At 63.6% G+C, this 17,621-nt stretch carries 17 protein-coding genes; all 17 read left to right on the top strand.

Annotation, left to right across the window (positions count from 1 at the left end):
* The first annotated feature begins 74 nt into the window (after positions 1–74).
* The 17 genes from AC0L25_RS01825 (at position 75) to AC0L25_RS01745 (ending at position 17,588) form a co-directional block, all read left to right on the top strand.
* The gene (locus AC0L25_RS01825) at positions 75–1,598 is read left to right on the top strand and encodes an ABC transporter substrate-binding protein (RefSeq protein WP_473593945.1); all 1,524 of its coding nucleotides are present in this window, start codon (positions 75–77) and stop codon (positions 1,596–1,598) included.
* 70 nt (positions 1,599–1,668) lie between these two features.
* A complete protein-coding gene (locus tag AC0L25_RS01820) occupies positions 1,669–2,676 on the top strand; it encodes an ABC transporter permease (protein ID WP_473593944.1) in 1,008 nt (335 codons plus the stop codon).
* On the top strand, positions 2,669–3,517 hold the full coding sequence (locus AC0L25_RS01815) for an ABC transporter permease (protein WP_473593943.1): 849 nt from the start codon (positions 2,669–2,671) through the stop codon (positions 3,515–3,517). Before AC0L25_RS01820 ends, AC0L25_RS01815 begins: the two co-directional genes overlap by 8 nt.
* Positions 3,514–4,395, top strand: coding sequence for an ABC transporter ATP-binding protein (locus tag AC0L25_RS01810; protein ID WP_473593942.1), 882 nt, complete (start codon positions 3,514–3,516; stop codon positions 4,393–4,395). The genes AC0L25_RS01815 and AC0L25_RS01810 overlap by 4 nt, the downstream gene beginning before the upstream one ends.
* Positions 4,388–5,218: an ATP-binding cassette domain-containing protein gene (locus AC0L25_RS01805; RefSeq protein WP_473593941.1), complete on the top strand. Its 831-nt coding sequence runs from the start codon at positions 4,388–4,390 to the stop codon at positions 5,216–5,218. Before AC0L25_RS01810 ends, AC0L25_RS01805 begins: the two co-directional genes overlap by 8 nt.
* A gap of 86 nt (positions 5,219–5,304) precedes the next feature.
* A complete protein-coding gene (locus tag AC0L25_RS01800) occupies positions 5,305–5,925 on the top strand; it encodes a VOC family protein (protein ID WP_473593940.1) in 621 nt (206 codons plus the stop codon).
* 143 nt (positions 5,926–6,068) lie between these two features.
* Positions 6,069–8,363 (top strand): bifunctional salicylyl-CoA 5-hydroxylase/oxidoreductase, encoded by a 2,295-nt coding sequence (locus AC0L25_RS01795; RefSeq protein ID WP_473593939.1) that lies wholly within the window; start codon positions 6,069–6,071, stop codon positions 8,361–8,363.
* Positions 8,360–9,130 carry an SDR family NAD(P)-dependent oxidoreductase gene (locus AC0L25_RS01790; protein ID WP_473593938.1) on the top strand — a complete coding sequence of 257 codons (771 nt, stop codon included), beginning with the start codon at positions 8,360–8,362 and terminating at the stop codon, positions 9,128–9,130. Before AC0L25_RS01795 ends, AC0L25_RS01790 begins: the two co-directional genes overlap by 4 nt.
* The gene (locus AC0L25_RS01785; protein ID WP_473593937.1) at positions 9,124–9,594 is read left to right on the top strand and encodes a MarR family winged helix-turn-helix transcriptional regulator; all 471 of its coding nucleotides are present in this window, start codon (positions 9,124–9,126) and stop codon (positions 9,592–9,594) included. Before AC0L25_RS01790 ends, AC0L25_RS01785 begins: the two co-directional genes overlap by 7 nt.
* Positions 9,591–10,403, top strand: a complete 813-nt coding sequence (locus tag AC0L25_RS01780; protein ID WP_473593936.1) for an enoyl-CoA hydratase family protein — start codon at positions 9,591–9,593, stop codon at positions 10,401–10,403. The genes AC0L25_RS01785 and AC0L25_RS01780 overlap by 4 nt, the downstream gene beginning before the upstream one ends.
* A gap of 237 nt (positions 10,404–10,640) precedes the next feature.
* Positions 10,641–11,789: an acyl-CoA dehydrogenase family protein gene (locus AC0L25_RS01775; RefSeq protein WP_473593935.1), complete on the top strand. Its 1,149-nt coding sequence runs from the start codon at positions 10,641–10,643 to the stop codon at positions 11,787–11,789.
* 86 nt (positions 11,790–11,875) lie between these two features.
* Positions 11,876–12,271 carry a RidA family protein gene (locus tag AC0L25_RS01770; protein WP_473593934.1) on the top strand — a complete coding sequence of 132 codons (396 nt, stop codon included), beginning with the start codon at positions 11,876–11,878 and terminating at the stop codon, positions 12,269–12,271.
* A 166-nt stretch (positions 12,272–12,437) separates the two neighbouring features.
* Positions 12,438–13,166: a GntR family transcriptional regulator gene (locus tag AC0L25_RS01765; protein WP_473593933.1), complete on the top strand. Its 729-nt coding sequence runs from the start codon at positions 12,438–12,440 to the stop codon at positions 13,164–13,166.
* A gap of 168 nt (positions 13,167–13,334) precedes the next feature.
* Positions 13,335–14,474, top strand: coding sequence for an aminotransferase class V-fold PLP-dependent enzyme (locus AC0L25_RS01760; RefSeq protein WP_473593932.1), 1,140 nt, complete (start codon positions 13,335–13,337; stop codon positions 14,472–14,474).
* 99 nt (positions 14,475–14,573) lie between these two features.
* The gene (locus tag AC0L25_RS01755) at positions 14,574–15,371 is read left to right on the top strand and encodes an ABC transporter substrate-binding protein (RefSeq protein WP_473593931.1); all 798 of its coding nucleotides are present in this window, start codon (positions 14,574–14,576) and stop codon (positions 15,369–15,371) included.
* A 193-nt stretch (positions 15,372–15,564) separates the two neighbouring features.
* Entirely contained in the window at positions 15,565–16,239 is a 675-nt protein-coding gene (locus AC0L25_RS01750) for an amino acid ABC transporter permease (protein WP_473593930.1), read from the top strand.
* 68 nt (positions 16,240–16,307) lie between these two features.
* Complete coding sequence (locus tag AC0L25_RS01745) at positions 16,308–17,588, top strand: cysteine desulfurase-like protein (protein ID WP_473593929.1); 1,281 nt, start codon at positions 16,308–16,310, stop codon at positions 17,586–17,588.
* Positions 17,589–17,621: the final 33 nt, after the last annotated feature.

The following is a 17,621-nucleotide window of genomic DNA, read 5'->3' as shown; positions in this document are numbered from 1 at the left end:
TGCGCGGTTGCCCAAGGAGCCTGAACCCACTGAACGGATAACGACGCGCACAGAAAACCAACAGGGGAACGACCATGACAATGAACAGACGGGAATTGCTCGGATACGGCGCAGCGCTTGGCGTCACCGTCATCGGCCTGCCGCAAATGGCCAAGGCAGCCGGTGAACTGACCATCGCCTACAACGTCAACCTGCCATCCTGGGACCCGACCACCGGGCCCTCCGCGGTCAACCCGACGATCCAGGGTCTCTACCAGTCGGTGTTCGACCAGTTCATCCCGCAGAAGCCGGATCTTTCCTTCGCGCCGGGCCTGCTGACCGAATGGGGCTGGAACGACGACCGCACCAAGATCATGATGACGGTGCGCGAGGGCGTCACCTGGCATGACGGCTCGCCGTTCACCGCCGAGGACGTGGTCTGGTCGCTGCAGCGGGCGGGCGACGAAAAGACCGGCAATCCGATCCAGTTCGTCTGGAAAAACGTCAACAACTTCAAGATCGACGGCAACAAGATCACCGGAGACGTCGTGCAGTTCGACCCGGTATATTTCAAGTGGATGTCGTTCCTGACCGGCTACATCATGCCCAAGGCCTACTACGAAAAGGTCGGCGCCGAGGGCTTCGAGAAGGCGCCGATCGGCACCGGCCCTTACATGGTGGACAAATTCGAGCGCAACGCCTTCCTGCGGCTCAAGTCCAATCCGAACTATTGGGGCGGCAAGCCGGCGTTCGAAAACGTGACGATCAAGTTCGTCACCGACGCGGCGAGCCGCGTTGCCGAAATCGAGTCCGGCTCCTCGCAGGTGACGCTCGAAATCCCCTATGAGGAGTATGATCGCCTGATCGCCAAGGACGGGCTTGCCGGCTCGTGCAAGAACGTTTCCGACATCGGCATGATCTTCTTCAACGACATCGACGTGATGCTGGACAAGAACGTCCGCCAGGCCGCGGTCATGGCGGTCGACAAGAAGCTGCTCGTCGATCGGCTGCTGCGCGGCTACGGCCAGCCGATCGATACGCTGGAGACGCCGGAATACGCTGCCTACGATGCGTCGATCAAGGTCGAGCACAATCCCGAAAAAGCCAAGGAATTGCTGGCTGCATCGGGCTATTCGCCGGAGAAGCCGGTCAAGTTCACGATACAGACGACCAAGGGCTTCAAGCCCAAGGATTATGAGATGGTCCAGGCGATCGTCGGCATGTGGCGCAAGGTCGGCATCGAGGCGACGATCGAAGTCTACGAGATCGCCAAGCATTACGAGCTGCGCGCCGCCGACAAGCTGGCGCCGGCGGCCTTCTACAATTGGGGCAACGCCATCGGCGACCCGACCACCTCGACCGGCTTTGCCACCTATGGCCCGAGCCCGCATTCGGTGTGGGACAGCCAGGATCTGATCGACATGATCAACCCGCTCTGGGGTGAGAAGGACGAGGCCAAGCGCATCGCCGGCTGGAAGGCTGTCGACAAATACATCGCCGAACAGGCCTATGTGCTGCCGCTGATCCAGTATGCGCAGCCGATCGTGCATGCCAAGCGCGTCAACGTGGTGCCGCATGTTTCCGGGGCGCTGCTGCCGGCGCTGATGACCCCGGCCTGATATCGGCCAGGGATTGCCGCGCGCCGTCCGCGATGACGGCGCGCATTTTCCGCCAGGCATACGGGCCACCATGCTGCTGCAAAGATTCCTGATCCGTCTTTTGACGATGGCGATCACGCTGTTCGGCGTCGCCGTCGTGGTCTTTGTTGTCATCCGCGTCGCGCCCGGCGATCCGATCGCGATGATGCTGCCGCCCGGCGCAACCGATGCCGACATCGCCCGGTTGCGTGCGCTCTACGGGCTCGACAAGACCATCGTCGAGCAGTTCTTCATCTGGCTGTCCGGCGTCGTCAGGGGCGATTTCGGCACCTCGATCTCGCTAAGGCAAGACGTACTTGGGCTGGTCTTTAACCGGCTGCCGGCGACGCTGGAGCTGGCCATCACAGCGCTGCTGATGGCGCTGGCGATAGGCGGCACGACGGCGATCCTTGGCGCGCGCGAACGCGGCACCGCGGTCGAAGCCGGCATCGACATCGCCAGTGGCGCAGCGCTTTCCATTCCCGATTTTTTGTGGGGGCTGGTGCTGATCCTCTTGTTCGGCGTGCTGGTGCCGGTGTTCGACATTTCCGGCCGGGTGTCGCCGCAGCTCGACCTGCCCTTCGTCACCCAGTTCTACCTGTTCGAGAGCATGGTGCGGCTGCGCTTCGACCTGACCAAGGACCTGCTCGGGCACATGCTGATGCCGACCGTGGCACTGGCGCTGCCGCTCGCCGCGATCATTTCACAGCTCCTGAAGCAGTCGCTGAAGGAAGTGCTCGACCTCGATTATGTCGTGCTCGCGCGGGTGAAGGGCTTTTCGGAAACGCAGGTGATTTTGCGCGAAGCGCTGAAGAACGCCGCGCTGCCGACACTGACTTTGGTCGGCGTGCAGTTCACCTTCCTGATCGGCGGCACAGTCATCGTCGAACGGCTGTTTTCCTATGAAGGCCTCGGCAATATGGCGATCGACGCCGTCATCAACCGCGACCTGCCACTGATCCAGGGTATCGTGCTGGTCTTCGCGCTGCTGTTCGTGCTGATCAACCTCACTGTCGACATGATGTATGCGCTGCTCAATCCGAGGCTGCGCCATGGATGAGGCCCGCATCTCAAGACATGGCTCGGGTGCAAGGCTGTGGCTTGCCGGCGGCTGGCTGCTGCTGGCTTTGCTTGCCGCGATCTTCGCGCCGCTGATCGCACCGCAGGACCCGCTGGCGCAAGATCTGATGTTCGAACGCCTGCCGCCATTTTGGATGAGCGGCGCGGAGCCCGGCTTCTGGCTCGGCACCGACAGCCTCGGCCGCGATCTCCTGTCACGGCTGATCTTCGGCGCCCGCATCGCCTTCATCGTCGCCTTCGCGGCGGCCTTGGCCGCCTGCCTGGTCGGCTCGACGCTCGGGCTGATCGCAGGTTATTTCGGCGGCTGGGCCGATCGCATCATCTCGCGCATCGTCGACGTCTGGATGGCGTTTCCGCCGGTGCTGTTCGCCATCCTGCTGGTTGCCGTGCTCGGCACCGGTCTGAGCTCGGTCATCATCGCCATCGCGGTCATCGACTGGACGCGCTTCTGCCGGGTGATCCGCGCCGAGACCATGGGCCAGGCGCGCATGGACTATATCGAGAACGCCCGCATCGCCGGCTACGGCCGCATCGGCATCATGCTGCGCGAAGTGCTGCCCAACGTGGTGCCGTCGATCGTGGCGCTGCTGTCGCTCGAAATGGGCATCGCCGTCATCGTCGAAGCGATCCTGTCCTTCGTCAATCTGTCGATCTCGACCGACGATCCGACCTGGGGCGGCATCATCGCCGAGGGCCGTCTGTCGATCCATCAGGCGTGGTGGGTGCTGGTGTTCCCGTTGGTCACACTGATCCTGACCGTGCTGTCGTTCAGCCAGTTCGGCGAGGGTCTCAAGGCACGCTTCGATCCGGTGCTACGATGAGCGCTGCCTGCCTAAGTATTCGAGACCTCAGCGCCGTGCTGGCGAACGGGCAGCGCGTGCTGCGCTCGGTGTCGCTGTCCGTTCAGCCCGGCGAGGTCCGCGCGCTGGTCGGCGAGAGCGGCGCCGGCAAGACGATGATCGGCAAGGCGGTGCTCGGCGTTCTGCCGCCCAGCGTGCGCATCGTCGAAGGCGATATGCTGCTCGAAGGCGAGGACCTCGGCCTGCTCCAGCCAAAGGCAAGGCGTACCTTGATCGGCGCCCGCACCGCGCTGATCCCGCAGGATCCGCTGACCGCGCTCAACCCGTCGCGCCGGATCGGCCCGCAGATGACCGACAGGCTGATACGCATCCTCGGGTGGAGCGGGCAGAGAGCCGACGCCCGCATCCGCCAGTTGCTCGATGAGGTGCAGATCCGTGACCCGGGCCGCGTCCTCAAATGCTATCCGCACGAGCTTTCCGGCGGCATGCGCCAGCGCGTCCTGATCGCCGCCGCTTTCGCCGCCGAGCCAAGGCTGATCGTCGCCGACGAGCCGACCACGGCGCTGGATGTGACCGTGCAGAAGCAGATTTTACGGCTGATCGCGCAATTGCAGCGCGAGCACGGCACGGCGATCCTGTTCGTCACCCATGATCTCGGCGTCGTCGCCAAGATCAGCCAGAAAGTGTCGGTGCTCTATGCCGGCAAAGTGGTGGAGGAGGCCGAGACGGCAGCACTGTTCGCGGCTCCGCAGCACCCCTACACACGAGCGCTGATGGCGGCGACACCGCGCTACACCGATCCGTTCGCCTCGCTAAAACCGGTGGACGACGCGGTATTGGCCAGACTGGCTTCGGAGATCGCCGCTGCCGACCAGGCCTGGAGACGGCCACATGGCTGAGCCGCTGTTTTCCGTGCGCGGCCTGAAGGTCGCGCTGCCCGATATGACGCGCAAACCACTGATCGGCCGGGCGCCGATGGTGCAGATCCTGAAAGGGTTGGACTTCGACCTGCCCAGGGGATCGGTGACCGGCATCGTCGGCGAATCCGGATCGGGCAAATCGACGCTCGGCCGTGCCTTGGTGCGCCTTTTGGAGCCGAGCGCCGGCAGCATCAGTTTCGACGGCCGTGATATCACGCATTTGCCAGAGGCGGAGCTCAGGCCGCTGCGCCGCAACCTGCAGATGATCTTCCAGGATCCCATGTCGTCGCTCAATCCGCGCCGCACCATCTTCAGCATCATCGCCGCCCCCCTCAGGCAAAACGGGCTTGGCGACAATCTCAAGGCGCGTGTCGCGGAGGCTTTGCAGCGCGTCGGCCTGCCGCAAAGCTTCGCCAGCCGCTATCGTCACGAACTGTCGGGCGGCCAGCGCCAGCGGGTCGGCATTGCCCGGGCGCTGGCGCTGTCGCCGAAATTCGTGCTGGCCGACGAGATCGTCTCCGGCCTCGACGTGTCGACCCAGGCACAGATCCTGACGCTGCTGGAAAGGCTGGCCGCCGAAATGGGCCTGACCGTGGCTTTTATCAGCCACGACCTGTCGGTGATCCGGCGGTTGTGCCGGCAAGTGATCGTCATGCGCGAAGGCGCGATCGTCGAGGCAAGCGCCACCGACGCTTTGTTCGCGAACCCGCGGCAGGCCTACACGCGCGATCTTCTCGCAGCCATCCCGCTGCCCGAGGTCGATGGCGGCTGGTTGCTGCCTGCGGCGAAGGCGCCGGCATGACATCGGTCGCAACGATCACCTCATTCGCACGCCGAAGAGCGGGCCTCGGGCGTGCGCCCGGCAAGTCACCCATGTCCCGCGAGAGGATGACTGAGATGAAGAATGCGCTCCTAACTGCAACGCTTGCGGCCGCCGTCCTGGGCACTATCGGTGGAACCATCAGCACAGCCTCAGCCGGCTCCATTCCTGGCATGCGCGGACACGATCACACCGGGGTTACAGTGCCCGACATGAAGCAGGCCGTCGACTTCTTCACCGAGATCGTCGGCTGCAAGAAGGCGATGTCCTTCGGCCCGTTCGCCGACGACAAGGGCACGTTCATGCAGGATCTGCTGGGCGTCGATCCCAAGGCAGTGATCGAGGAGATCACCCTGGTCCGCTGCGGCTACGGGTCGAATATCGAGCTGTTCAAATACACCGCGCCGGACCAGAAAGACCTGCAGGCCCGCAACAGCGACATTGGCGGCTTCCACGTCGCCTTCTATGTCGAAGATATCGCTGCCGCGAAAGCCTATCTCGATGAAAAGGATGTCAAGACGCGGATGGGCCCGCTGCCGGTGACCGAAGGTCCGGCGGCCGGTCAGAGCATCCTTTATTTCCAGGCGCCCTGGGGCCTGCAGCTGGAAGCGATCAGCTATCCCAACGGCATGGCCTATGAAAAGGACGCGGAGACGGTGCTGTGGAGCCCGAAGACCCCGGACAAATGATCCGGCAAGCGCGTGCTTGCGGGTTCTGGACGCAGGCACGCCACGGCATCTGAACGAATCGCTTCAATTATGAAACTTCAAGCTTGAAATAATTTGTCTCAGGCGCGATACTGAAGGCAGGAAGCGAAGAGGAGATCGCACGAATGAAGGTTGCGGTTCTCGGCGGCGGACCAGCCGGCCTCTACTTTGCCATTTCGATGAAGCTCAGGGACGCCGCACACGAGGTGACGGTGTTCGAGCGCAACCGGGCCGACGACACTTTCGGCTGGGGTGTCGTGCTGTCGGCCGAAACGCTCGAAAACCTGACCAGGAACGATCCGGTCAGCGCTGTCTGGATCAGGAAGCATTTCGCTTATTGGGACGACATTGCCGTCATCCATGACGGTGTGCGCACGGTCTCGACCGGTCACGGCTTTTGCGGCATCGGCCGCAAGCGATTGCTCACCCTGCTGCAGCGGCGGGCGCGCGAGCTCGGCGTCAAGCTGGTCTTCGAGACCGATATCGCCGACCCTAAACCGTACATGGAGAGCCATGATCTGGTGGTCGCCGCCGACGGGTTGAACTCGAAGGCACGGGGCGCTTTCGTTGACGTGTTCAAGCCCGATATCGACACCCGCAAATGCAAGTTCGTCTGGCTCGGCACGCAACAGAAATTCGATGACGCCTTTACCTTCATCTTTGAGAAGACGGAGCATGGCTGGGTATGGGCGCATGCCTACCAGTTCGACAAAGACACCGCGACCTTCATCGTCGAATGCGGCGAGCAGACCTGGGAGCGCTTCGGCTTTGGTGCGATGTCGCAGCAGGAATCGATCGCCGTCTGCGAACGGATCTTCGCCAGGCATCTCGGCGGCCACGCGCTGATGACCAATGCCAACCATATCCGTGGTTCGGCCTGGATCAAATTTCCGCGCGTGCTGTGCGAGCGCTGGTCCTACAAAAACCTGGCGCTGATGGGCGACGCCGCGGCAAGCGCGCATTTCTCGATCGGTTCCGGCACCAAGCTGGCGCTGGAAAGTGCGGTGGCGCTGGCCGACTATGTCGATTCCGAACCTGACCTCGAAGCCGCGTTCCGCAAATATGAAGACGCCCGCCGCACCGAAGTGCTGAAGCTGCAGTCGGCGGCGCGCAACTCGCTGGAATGGTTCGAGGAGGTCGAGCGCTATCTCGGCCTCGATCCGGTGCAGTTCAATTATTCGCTTTTGACGCGCTCGCAGCGCATCAGCCACGAAAATTTGCGGCTGCGCGATGCCGAGTGGCTGGCCGGCGCCGAGGAATGGTTCCAGCGCCAGGCGGGCGCCGGCGGCAACAGCCTGCGACGAGCGCCGATGTTCGCGCCGTTCCGGCTGCGCGACATGGCGCTGCAGAACCGCATCGTCGTCTCGCCGATGGCGCAGTACAAGGCCGTCGACGGCTGCCCGACCGACTGGCATTTCGCCCACTATGCCGAACGGGCCAAGGGCGGCGCCGGCCTGCTCTACATCGAGATGACCTGCGTCAGCCCCGAAGGCCGCATCACGCCGGGCTGTCCCGGCTTTTACGCGCCCGAACATGAGGTCGCCTGGAAACGGCTGGTCGATTTCGTCCATACCGAGACTGAGGCGAAGATCTGCGCGCAGATCGGCCATTCCGGCGCCAAGGGTTCGACCCGGCTCGGCTGGCAGGGAACCGACGTGCCGCTGACGTCTGGCAACTGGCCTGTGATGGCGGCGTCGGCAGTGGCATGGTCGCTGCAAAACCAGGTGCCGAAGGCGATGGATCGCGCCGACATGGATCTGGTGCGCGACCAGTTCGTCGCCTCGGCCGAGATGGCGGCGCGCTGCGGCTTCGACATGCTCGAGATCCACGCCGCGCACGGCTATCTCCTGTCCTCCTTCATCACGCCGCTGACCAACCGGCGGGCGGATGCCTATGGCGGCTCGCTCGAAAACCGCATGCGTTATCCCTTGGAAATCTTCCACGCCGTGCGCGCCGCCTGGCCTGATGAAAAGCCTGTTTCAATGCGTATCTCCGCCAATGACTGGGTCGGCCTTGAAGGGGTGACACCGGCCGATGCGGTCGAGATAGCCCGGCTGCTGCATGAAGCCGGCGTCGACATCTGCGACGTGTCGGCCGGCCAGACTTCTGCCGAGGCAAAACCGGTGTATGGCCGCATGTTCCAGACGCCGTTTTCCGACCGCATCCGCAACGAGGTCGGCATGGCGACCATAGCGGTCGGCAACATCTACGAACCGGACCATGTCAATTCGATCCTGATGGCCGGCCGCGCCGATCTCGTCGCGATGGCAAGGCCGCATCTCGCCGATCCCTATTGGACACTGCATGCCGCCGTCAGGCTGGGCGACCGCGGCGTCAAATGGCCAGATCCCTACCTGCCGGGCCGCGACCAGGTCTACCGGCTGGCCGAGCGCGAAGCAGCAGCGGGGCTGAAAGTATGAGAGCCGCGACGAAGACGGAACGGCACGCGCTGGTGACCGGCGGCGGCTCCGGCGTCGGCCGCGCCATCGCGCTGGCGCTGGCCGGCGCCGGCATCGACGTGACCATTTGCGGCCGGCGCGAGGCGGCGCTGGCCGAGGTCGCCAGGGGAAATGAGCGTGTCTTCGGCATCGCTGCCGACGTCACCAATGAGGCAGCGATGGCGTCGCTCTACAGTCAGGCGGAAGCGGAGCGCGGGCCGATCGATATCGTCGTCCCCAATGCCGGCATGTCCGGCAGCGCCCCGGCACAGCGGACCTCGCTCGCGGACTGGCAGCGCACGCTCGACGTCAACCTGACCGGCGCTTTCCTGACGGTGAAACCGGCGCTGGCCGGCATGATCACGCGAAAGACAGGTCGTATCATATTCGTCGCGTCGACGGCTGGACTGAAGGGCTATCCTTATGTCGCCGCTTACGTGGCGGCCAAGCATGGCGTCGTCGGCCTGATGCGAGCGCTGGCGGTCGAGACCGTCAAATCCGGGGTGACGGTCAACGCCGTCTGCCCGGGCTTCGTCGAAACCGAGATGCTCGAGGAATCCATCCAGCGCATCGTCGAAAAGACCGGTCGCACGGTCGAAGAAGCAAGGACGAGCCTTGCCTCGACAAACCCGCAAGGTCGCTTCATCCAGCCGGAAGAGGTTGCAGCCGCGGTGCTGTGGCTGTGCAGCGATGCGGCCCAATCGATCACCGGGCAGACGATCTCGATCTCGGGAGGCGAGACATGGTAGCCGGTCCCCTGCCCGCGCCGTCCGGATCCGGCAAGGACCGCCTGCGGCTGTGGGTTCGGCTGCTGCGCGCCTCGCGCAGCATCGAGGCCGAGCTGCGCGAGCGCCTGCGGCAGGAATTCAATACGACGCTGCCGCGCTTCGACGTGATGGCCGCACTCTACCGCGTGCCGGAAGGCATGCTGATGAGCGACCTGTCGCGCTTCCTGCTGGTGTCCAACGGCAATGTGACTGGGATCATCGACCGGCTGGTTTCGGAAGGGCTGGTTACCCGCGCCCGGCGCAATGGCGACCGCCGCACCTCGATGGTGCGGCTGACGGAGGAAGGTTCGAAGGCTTTCGCCGTCATCGCCGCCGCGCATGAGAGCTGGATCGGCGAGCTGCTGGGCAATGTGAGCGAGGACGAGGCGCGCCGGCTGACCGGCATGCTAGACTCCTTCCGCAGCAATTGGGAGGGACGGGAATGACAAAAATGGCCGGCCGCAAGCCGAAGCATTTCCTCTGGCAGGTCGAAGGCAAGGTCGCAACAATCCGGCTCGACCGGCCGGAGCGCAAGAACCCGCTGACCTTCGAAAGCTATGCCGAGCTGCGCGATATTTTTCGTGACCTCGTCTATGCCGAAGATGTCGATGCGGTGGTGTTCCTGCCCAATGGCGGGAATTTCTGCTCAGGCGGCGATGTCCACGACATCATCGGCCCACTGGTGAAGATGGACATGAAGGAGTTGCTCGCCTTCACCCGTATGACCGGCGATTTCGTCAAGGCGATGCTGAATTGCGGCAAACCGATCATTGCGGCGGTCGACGGCGTGGCGGTGGGCGCCGGCGCCATTATTGCCATGGCATCCGATATCCGCATCGCCACCCCCGAGGCCAAGACCGCCTTCCTGTTCACCCGCGTCGGCCTAGCCGGCTGCGACATGGGCGCCTGCGCGATCCTGCCGCGCATTATTGGTCAGGGCCGCGCCGCCGAGCTACTCTATACCGGTCGCACGATGAGTGCTGAGGAAGGCGAGCGCTGGGGGTTTTACAACCGGCTGGTCGATGCCGCAGACCTTGAGGTCGACGCGCTCGACCTGGCCGCGCGCATCGTTTCCGGCCCGACCTTCGCCCACGGTATCACCAAGACGCAGCTGAACCAGGAATGGTCGATGGGCCTCGACCAGGCGATCGAGGCGGAAGCGCAGGCGCAGGCGATCTGCATGCAAACCGGTGATTTCAAGCGGGCCTACGAGGCTTTTGTCGCCAAGGAAAAACCGGTGTTCGAGGGCAATTGATGATGGTTTCTTCGATAAAGACCGACAGGTTGGCGGGACAGCGCCCCCCTCTGTCCTGCCGGACATCTCCCCCTCTAGGGGGGAGATCGGACGTCACCTGGGCTTTCGCCAATGGCCCGCGTCGCAGGGAAGGCGCTGCTGGCAGAGCTGCCAATCTCCCCCCAAGAGGGGGAGATGTCCGGCAGGACAGAGGGGGGCGCCGTGGAGTGCAACGCCGGAAGTACAGCGGAGGCAGAAATGCCTGACCGGTCCTTCCTCAACTGGCCGTTCTTCGAGGATCGCCATCGCGCACTCGCCGAGCGGCTGGACGCATGGTGCGCGAAAAACCTGCCGGTCGCGCATGACGATGTCGATGCCGCCTGCCGCGAGCTGGTGGCGAAGCTCGGCCAAGACGGCTGGCTGAAGCCAACGGCGCTCGACACCGACAATCCCGGACCGCTCGACGTTCGCACGCTGTGCATCACGCGCGAGACGCTGGCCCGGCATGACGGGCTGGCCGATTTCGCCTTCGCCATGCAAGGGTTAGGCACCGGCGCGCTCAGCCTGTTCGGCACGCCGGAGCAGCAACGCTGGCTGGCCAAGACCCGCGCCGGCAAGGCGACTTCCGCGTTCGCGCTGTCGGAGCCACGCTCCGGATCTGACGTCGCCAATATGGAGATGACGGCCGCGCGCGACGGCGACGACTATGTTCTGTCAGGCGAAAAGACCTGGATTTCCAATGGCGGCATTGCCGATCTCTACGTCGTTTTCGCCCGCACTGGCGAGGCGCCCGGCGCCAAGGGGCTTTCCACCTTCATCGTGCCTGCAGACACCGAGGGCCTCACGATCGCCGAGCGGCTGGAGGTGATCGCGCCGCATCCCTTGGCACGCCTGTCCTTCGACAATGTCCGCGTTCCGGCCTCGGCATTGATCGGCAAGCCGGGCGACGGTTTCCGTATCGCCATGTCGGTGCTCGACTTGTTCCGCTCGACCGTCGGTGCGGCGGCGCTCGGCTTTGCCCGGCGCGCGCTGGACGAAAGCATCAAAAGAGTGGCCGAACGCCAACTGTTCGGTGCTGCGATGGCCGAGTTGCAGATGGTGCAGGGCCACATCGCCGACATGGCGCTGGATATCGATGCCGCCGCCCTGCTGGTCTATCGCGCCGCCTGGACCAAAGACATGGGGGCCGCCCGTATCACGCGCGAAGCGGCAATGGCCAAGCTGTTCGCCACCGACAAGGCGCAAGAGGTGATCGACAGAGCCGTGCAGCTGCATGGCGGCGACGGCGTCCGCAAGGGCCACATCATCGAGAGCCTGTATCGCGAGATCCGTGCGCTGCGCATCTACGAAGGCGCGTCCGACGTGCAGAAGGTGGTCATCGCGCGGCAAGTGATGGGAGCAGCCTGAGGCCGAGCTTGCGACGGGAAATTGCGGATTGGACTGGCTCGATTTTTGAACATTACGCACCGGATTTGAGTATCGGGAGGCTTGATATGCACACCATCCTGCAGCCGGAAGGCTGGGCGAAACCAATCGGCTACGCCAATGGCGTCGCTGCGCGCGGGCAACTGATCTTCATCGGCGGCCAGGTCGGCTGGACCGGGCAAGGCCAATTCGAAACCGATGATTTTGTCGGCCAGGTGCGCCAGACGCTTGCCAACATCGTCGCCGTGCTCGCCGAGGCCGGCGCCAAGCCTGAGCATATCACCTCAATGACCTGGTATTTTACCGACAAGGCCGAGTATCTGGCCAACCTCAAGGGGATAGGCGAGGCCTATCGCGAGCTCATCGGGCGGCATTTTCCGGCCATGGCCGCCGTGCAGGTGATGGCGCTGGTCGAGGATCGCGCCAAGGTGGAGATTCAGGCGACCGCGGTGATCCCGGACTGAGGTCAGCAAGGCACGTCCACGAAGCGCATCGAGGCTGATGAGCGTTGACGGCCTGACGCTTGGCTGTAAACGGTTTTTGTGATCAGATGATCATGCCTGCTTCGGCTGTGTGATCAGCCTGCCGTTCGCACATAGCGTCTGTCGAAACCCAAGGAAACCAAAAACCGTGGCTCTGGGATTTGAATCTGTATCGGCACGTGTGACCGTCCAGGATGGCGTCTACCAGCAGCTTCGGCATGCCTTGATGGTCGGCAGCTTCGATCCGGCCCAGGTGCTTACCATTGCCTCGCTGGCCGAAGCCTTCGGTACCTCGAACATGCCGGTGCGCGAGGCCTTGCGGCGGCTCGCCGCCGAGAACGCGCTGGAGATATCGCAGAACGGCTCCGCCTGCGTACCGGTCGTCACCCGCGCGCGGCTCGACGACCTCTGCCGGGCGCGCGTCGCCGTCGAAGGGCTGGCGGCCGAACTCGGGGCGCCGCGCCTGACAGCTTCCGACATAGCCACATTGCAGCAGATCACCGCCGACCAGCAGGCGATCGGGCGCAATGGCAGCATTTACGAGCTGATCGCCAAGAACCAGCAGTTTCACTTCACCATCTACCGCGCCTCCGGCTCCGACGTGCTGTTCCAGCTGATCGAGACGCTGTGGCTGCGCTTCGGCCCCTATATGCGGCTGCTGTCCAACCATGTCGCGCCTTTGATGCACGCCGGCACGATGGAGCCGTCCGGGCGGCACACGGCGATCATCGCGGCACTGAAGGATCGCGATTTTGCCCGCGCCCGCGAAGAGGTGGTTGCCGACATCCAGACGACGCAGGAGACACTGCGCGCGATCTGTCCCGACGTGCCGGAACCCAGGCCGGTCGAGTTCGCCGGATTCGGCAAGGTCTCCTGAAGCTCCGTTGCGGGTCGAACGCCAAATCGATGCCGGAATGTGCCGATCTCCGACCGCTCGCGGTCCGAAAGATCGCCCCGATTTTCCTGATTGAATCGCATTTCTTCGCGGGCAGCGATTGATCGGTATCCCCTTTTGTGATCACATGATCACATGGAGCAAAAGCTAGTGTCTGGTTATTTTCTCTACCATTCGATCGGCACGTTTCCCGGCAAGGCGGAGCACATGGCTTCTGCCCTGTCGGAATTCTCGGGTGTCTGGTCGGCGGAAGACGATGGCCAATGGCCGGCCGCTCTTGCCGCGCGCCAGCGCTTCATCGATGCCTGGGGCACGCTGATCGATGCCCCGCAAGGCACGCTGACCACCGCCGAGAACGTCACGTCGGCGCTCTACAGCCTGATCGGCGCTTTGCCGTCCGTGCGCCTGGCAGGAAAGCGCCTGCTGGTCGCGGCCGACTGTTTTCCGAGCCTGCACTTCCTGCTAGCCGGTCTGGCCGAGCGCTTCGACTTCGTGCTCGATACAGTGCCGCTGCGGCCGGGCGAGAGCTGGGTGCGCGACGAGGATTTCATCGCCCGCTGGCAGGACGATGTCGGTCTGGCTTTGCTGACCTTCGTCACCTCGACGGCCTCGCACCGCTGCGATGTGGCGCGACTTGCCGCGCATGGTCGGGAGATGGGCAGCATCGTCGGTGTCGATATCACGCAAGGGGTCGGCGTTACGCCTTTCTCGATTGCGAAGACGCCGGTCGATTTTGTCGTCTCGACCTCTCTGAAATGGCTGTGCGGCACTTCGGGCGCCGGCATCCTGCAGGTGGCGCCCGATCTGCTGTCGGCCTGCCGGCCCGAGCTTCGCGGCTGGTTCAGTCAGCCGAACCCCTTCTCCTGGGATCTCGACAATTTCACTTATGCGGACGATGCGCGCCGTTTCGACCATGGCACGCCGGCCATCCTGGCCAGTGTTGCATCGCTGCCCGGCCTTGAATGGATCGCCGACACAGGCGTCGACGCGATCCGCACGCAGAACGGCAGTATAACCGAGCGCATCATAGCCTGCGCGCTGGACAATGGCTGGGCGGTCCGTACGCCGCTCGATCCAGACCAGCGCGGCGGCAGCGTGATGCTGGCTTTACCGCAAGGAGTCGACCCGGTGAAAACAGTGTCGACGCTGCGCAGTGAGCAACTTTACTGCGACGCGCGCGGCGCGACGCTCAGGCTATCACCCGGCATGGTCACCACAGACGACGCGGTCGATGTATTGCTGGAGCGTCTGCAGCAGTTGATCGGCTCGCGGCAACGCCGCGCGTCCTGACTTCAGGCGCCGCCTCGCCTGCAGTGCCCGAAATACGGCGCTGAAAAGGGACGGAAGTGAAAAGCGCCACAGGGAGTGGCCGAACCAGAGGGAACGAAAATGAGCTTCACTCGCCGTAATCTGCTTCTGCTCGCTGCCGCCATCGGCATCGCCGCCGGCCCAGTCGCCGCCTATGCCCAGGAGACGTTGAATGTCGGCGCCTATCCGACCAATCCGCCTTTCGAATACAAGAACGAAAGCGGCACTTTCGAGGGTTTTGAAGTCGACATCGTCAACGAGGCTGCCAAGCGTCTCGGCATGACCACGGAAATCGCCGACCTCGGATTTCAGGCGCTGTTCGCCGCCACGACCTCGAAGCGCATCGATGTCGCCATCTCATCGATAACCATCACCCCTGAGCGCTTGAAGTCGCAGTCGTTCACGCAGCCCTATTATGATTCCGACATGGGCATCGCCGCCAAGGCTGACAGCCCGATCAAGTCCGCCGCCGACCTCAAGGGCAAGATCATCGGCGTGCTGTCCGGCTCGACCGGCGAAGCCTGGACCAAGCAGCACCAGGAGGCGGTCGGGTTTAGCGAGGTGAAGGGTTACGACACTCAGCAGAACCTGCTGCTCGATCTCAGCGCCGGTCGCGTCGACGCCGCGGTCAGCGACATTCCGGGCCTGGAATACTCCTTCACCCGGATGAAGGACCTCGCCGTAAAAGAGCGTATCAAGACCGGCGAGCAGTACGGCCTGATGATGGCCAAGGACCACCCGCTGCTCGGCAAGCTGAACGATGCGCTGACCGCGATGAAGAAGGACGGCACGCTGGCCTCGATCCACAAGAAGTGGTTCGGCAGCGACGCACCCGCCGATTCTTCGACCGTCAAGGAAATGCCTATCCCGAAGGCCTGAGCGGCAGTAGCTGAAATCGTGCCGGCTTTCCACACCGGCACGATTCATGGGACAGCGTTGCGCGCCCTCCTGGACGTACACGGACGCCGTAGCCATTCGACTTTCACGCATGATCCGCTCCGACGACCGATTTCGGGGTTTCGGCAGCATGCTTTAGCGTCGCGGGACGCCAAACCTTTCGGGAATGCTCCCCATGTCGCTGATCGAGACCTTCTTCAACGCCGATGTCATGATCTCCAGCCTGCCGGCGCTGATGCGCGGCTTCCTGAACACGCTGCTGCTCGGGCTCCTGAGCATCGGTATCGGTATCCCCGTCGGCCTGGCGATCAGCCTGATACGGCTCTATGCGCCAAAGCCGCTGCGGCTGCTGGCGGTTGGCTATATCGATATTTTCCGGGCGATGCCGGTGCTGGTCGTGCTGATCCTGATCTACTACGCGCTGCCGTTCCTCGGCATACGCCTGTCGTCCTGGACCTCCGCGGTGACGGCATTCGCGATCATCATGGCAGCTTACTCAGCCGAGGTGTTCCGCTCCGGCATAGAAAGCATTCCGCGCGGTCAGTTCGAGGCGGCGCAGGCACTCGGCCTGCCGTTTTTACTGACCTTGCGCAAGGTTGTGCTGCCGCAGGCGATTCGCGTGGTCATTCCGCCGATGACCAGCAACTGCGTTTCGATGTTCAAGGACACCTCGCTCGCCTCCACCGTGGCCCTGCCCGAACTGCTGAAGGAAGCGACCAACGCGCAGTCGCTCTACGCTAACCCCTCGCCGCTGATCGGCGCGGCGCTGGTCTATCTCATCTTTCTCTGGCCGATGGTCCGTCTCGTCAGCCTGCTCGAACGTCGCTTCAAAACCGAAAAGACCCGCTGACGTCGCCAGTTTCTCCATCTGCCAAATTTTCGCTTCCCTATCTGTCAGGCACTTCGCAGGAGACCATCTTGAACAAGCATCAGACCCCTAATGCGGGCGACGTCTCCGCAGCCTTCCCGGTCGAAACGATCCGCGCCATGTTTCCAGCTCTGCAGCAGGCCGGCGACTTCATCTTCATGGACAATGCCGCCGGTGCGCAGATTCCGCAAAGCGTGCTCGATGCCGTGACCAACCATCTGGTCGCGCATAATGTGCAGCGCGGCGGTCGGTATGGCCGCAGCGTCGCCGTCGACCAAGCGATCGCCGACGCGCGCGAAAGCGTGGCGCTGCTGATCAATGCCTATAGTCCTGCGGAAATCTGCTTCGGCATGAACGCCACCTCGTTCATCCGCCTCGTCAGCCTCGGCATCGGCCAGATGCTTGGAGAACGCGACGAGATCGTCATCACCGACATGGACCATGACGCCAACATCGCCACCTGGCTGGCACTGGCGCCCGCCGGTGCGAAATTCAAATGGTGGCGGATGCGCGACGACGGCAATCTCCATGTCGACGACCTTCGCCCGCTGGTCTCCGACCGCACCCGCCTTGTCGCCTGCACGGTAACGGCGCATTCGATCGGCTCGATCGTCGACGTTGCTTCAGTGGCTGACATCGCGCATGCGGCCGGCGCCGAAGTGTTCCTCGACTGCGTGCATTACGGGCCGCACGGGCTGATCGACGTGCAGGCCTGGAACTGCGACTATCTGGTCTGCTCCGGGTACAAAAATTTCTCGCCGCATATGGGCTTCCTGTGGGGCCGCTTCGAGACGCTGAAGCGGCTGCCGACCTTCCGCGAGGATTTCATTCCCGACGAGCCGCCCTACAAGGTCGAGGCCGGCACCTTCATCTACGAGAACGTCTCCGGCATGGATGCCGCGGTGCGCTATCTCGAGTCGATCGGCCGCAACTTCCTGGCCGAGAACAACCGGTCGCGGCGCGACAACCTCGTCGCCGGCATGAACGCAATCCGCGACTATGAGCTGGTGCTGGCGCGAGAGATGCTCGCCGTGCTCAAGGCGTGCGGCGCGACGATCTATGGCGTCGCCGACGAGGCCCGCCTCAACGAGCGCGTGCCGACCTTCTGCTTCAACATCGGCACGCTGTCGCCGCAAATGATCGTCGAGGCAATGGCCGAGATGCAGATTGGCATCCGCGACGGCCATATGTACGCGCCGCGGCTGATGAAGCGCCTCAACCTCAGCATGGACAGCGGCGCCATTCGCGCCTCGCTGGTGCACTACAACACCATCGACGAAGTCCGGCGCTTCGGCGAGGCGCTGCGCGCCATCGTCGCCCGGCTGTCCTGATCGGCGTCGAAATACCCTTGCCGGGGTGCCGCG

This window comes from Mesorhizobium sp. WSM4813 (genome assembly GCF_055811555.1).
This window is presented reverse-complemented; position numbering and strand designations above follow the sequence as displayed.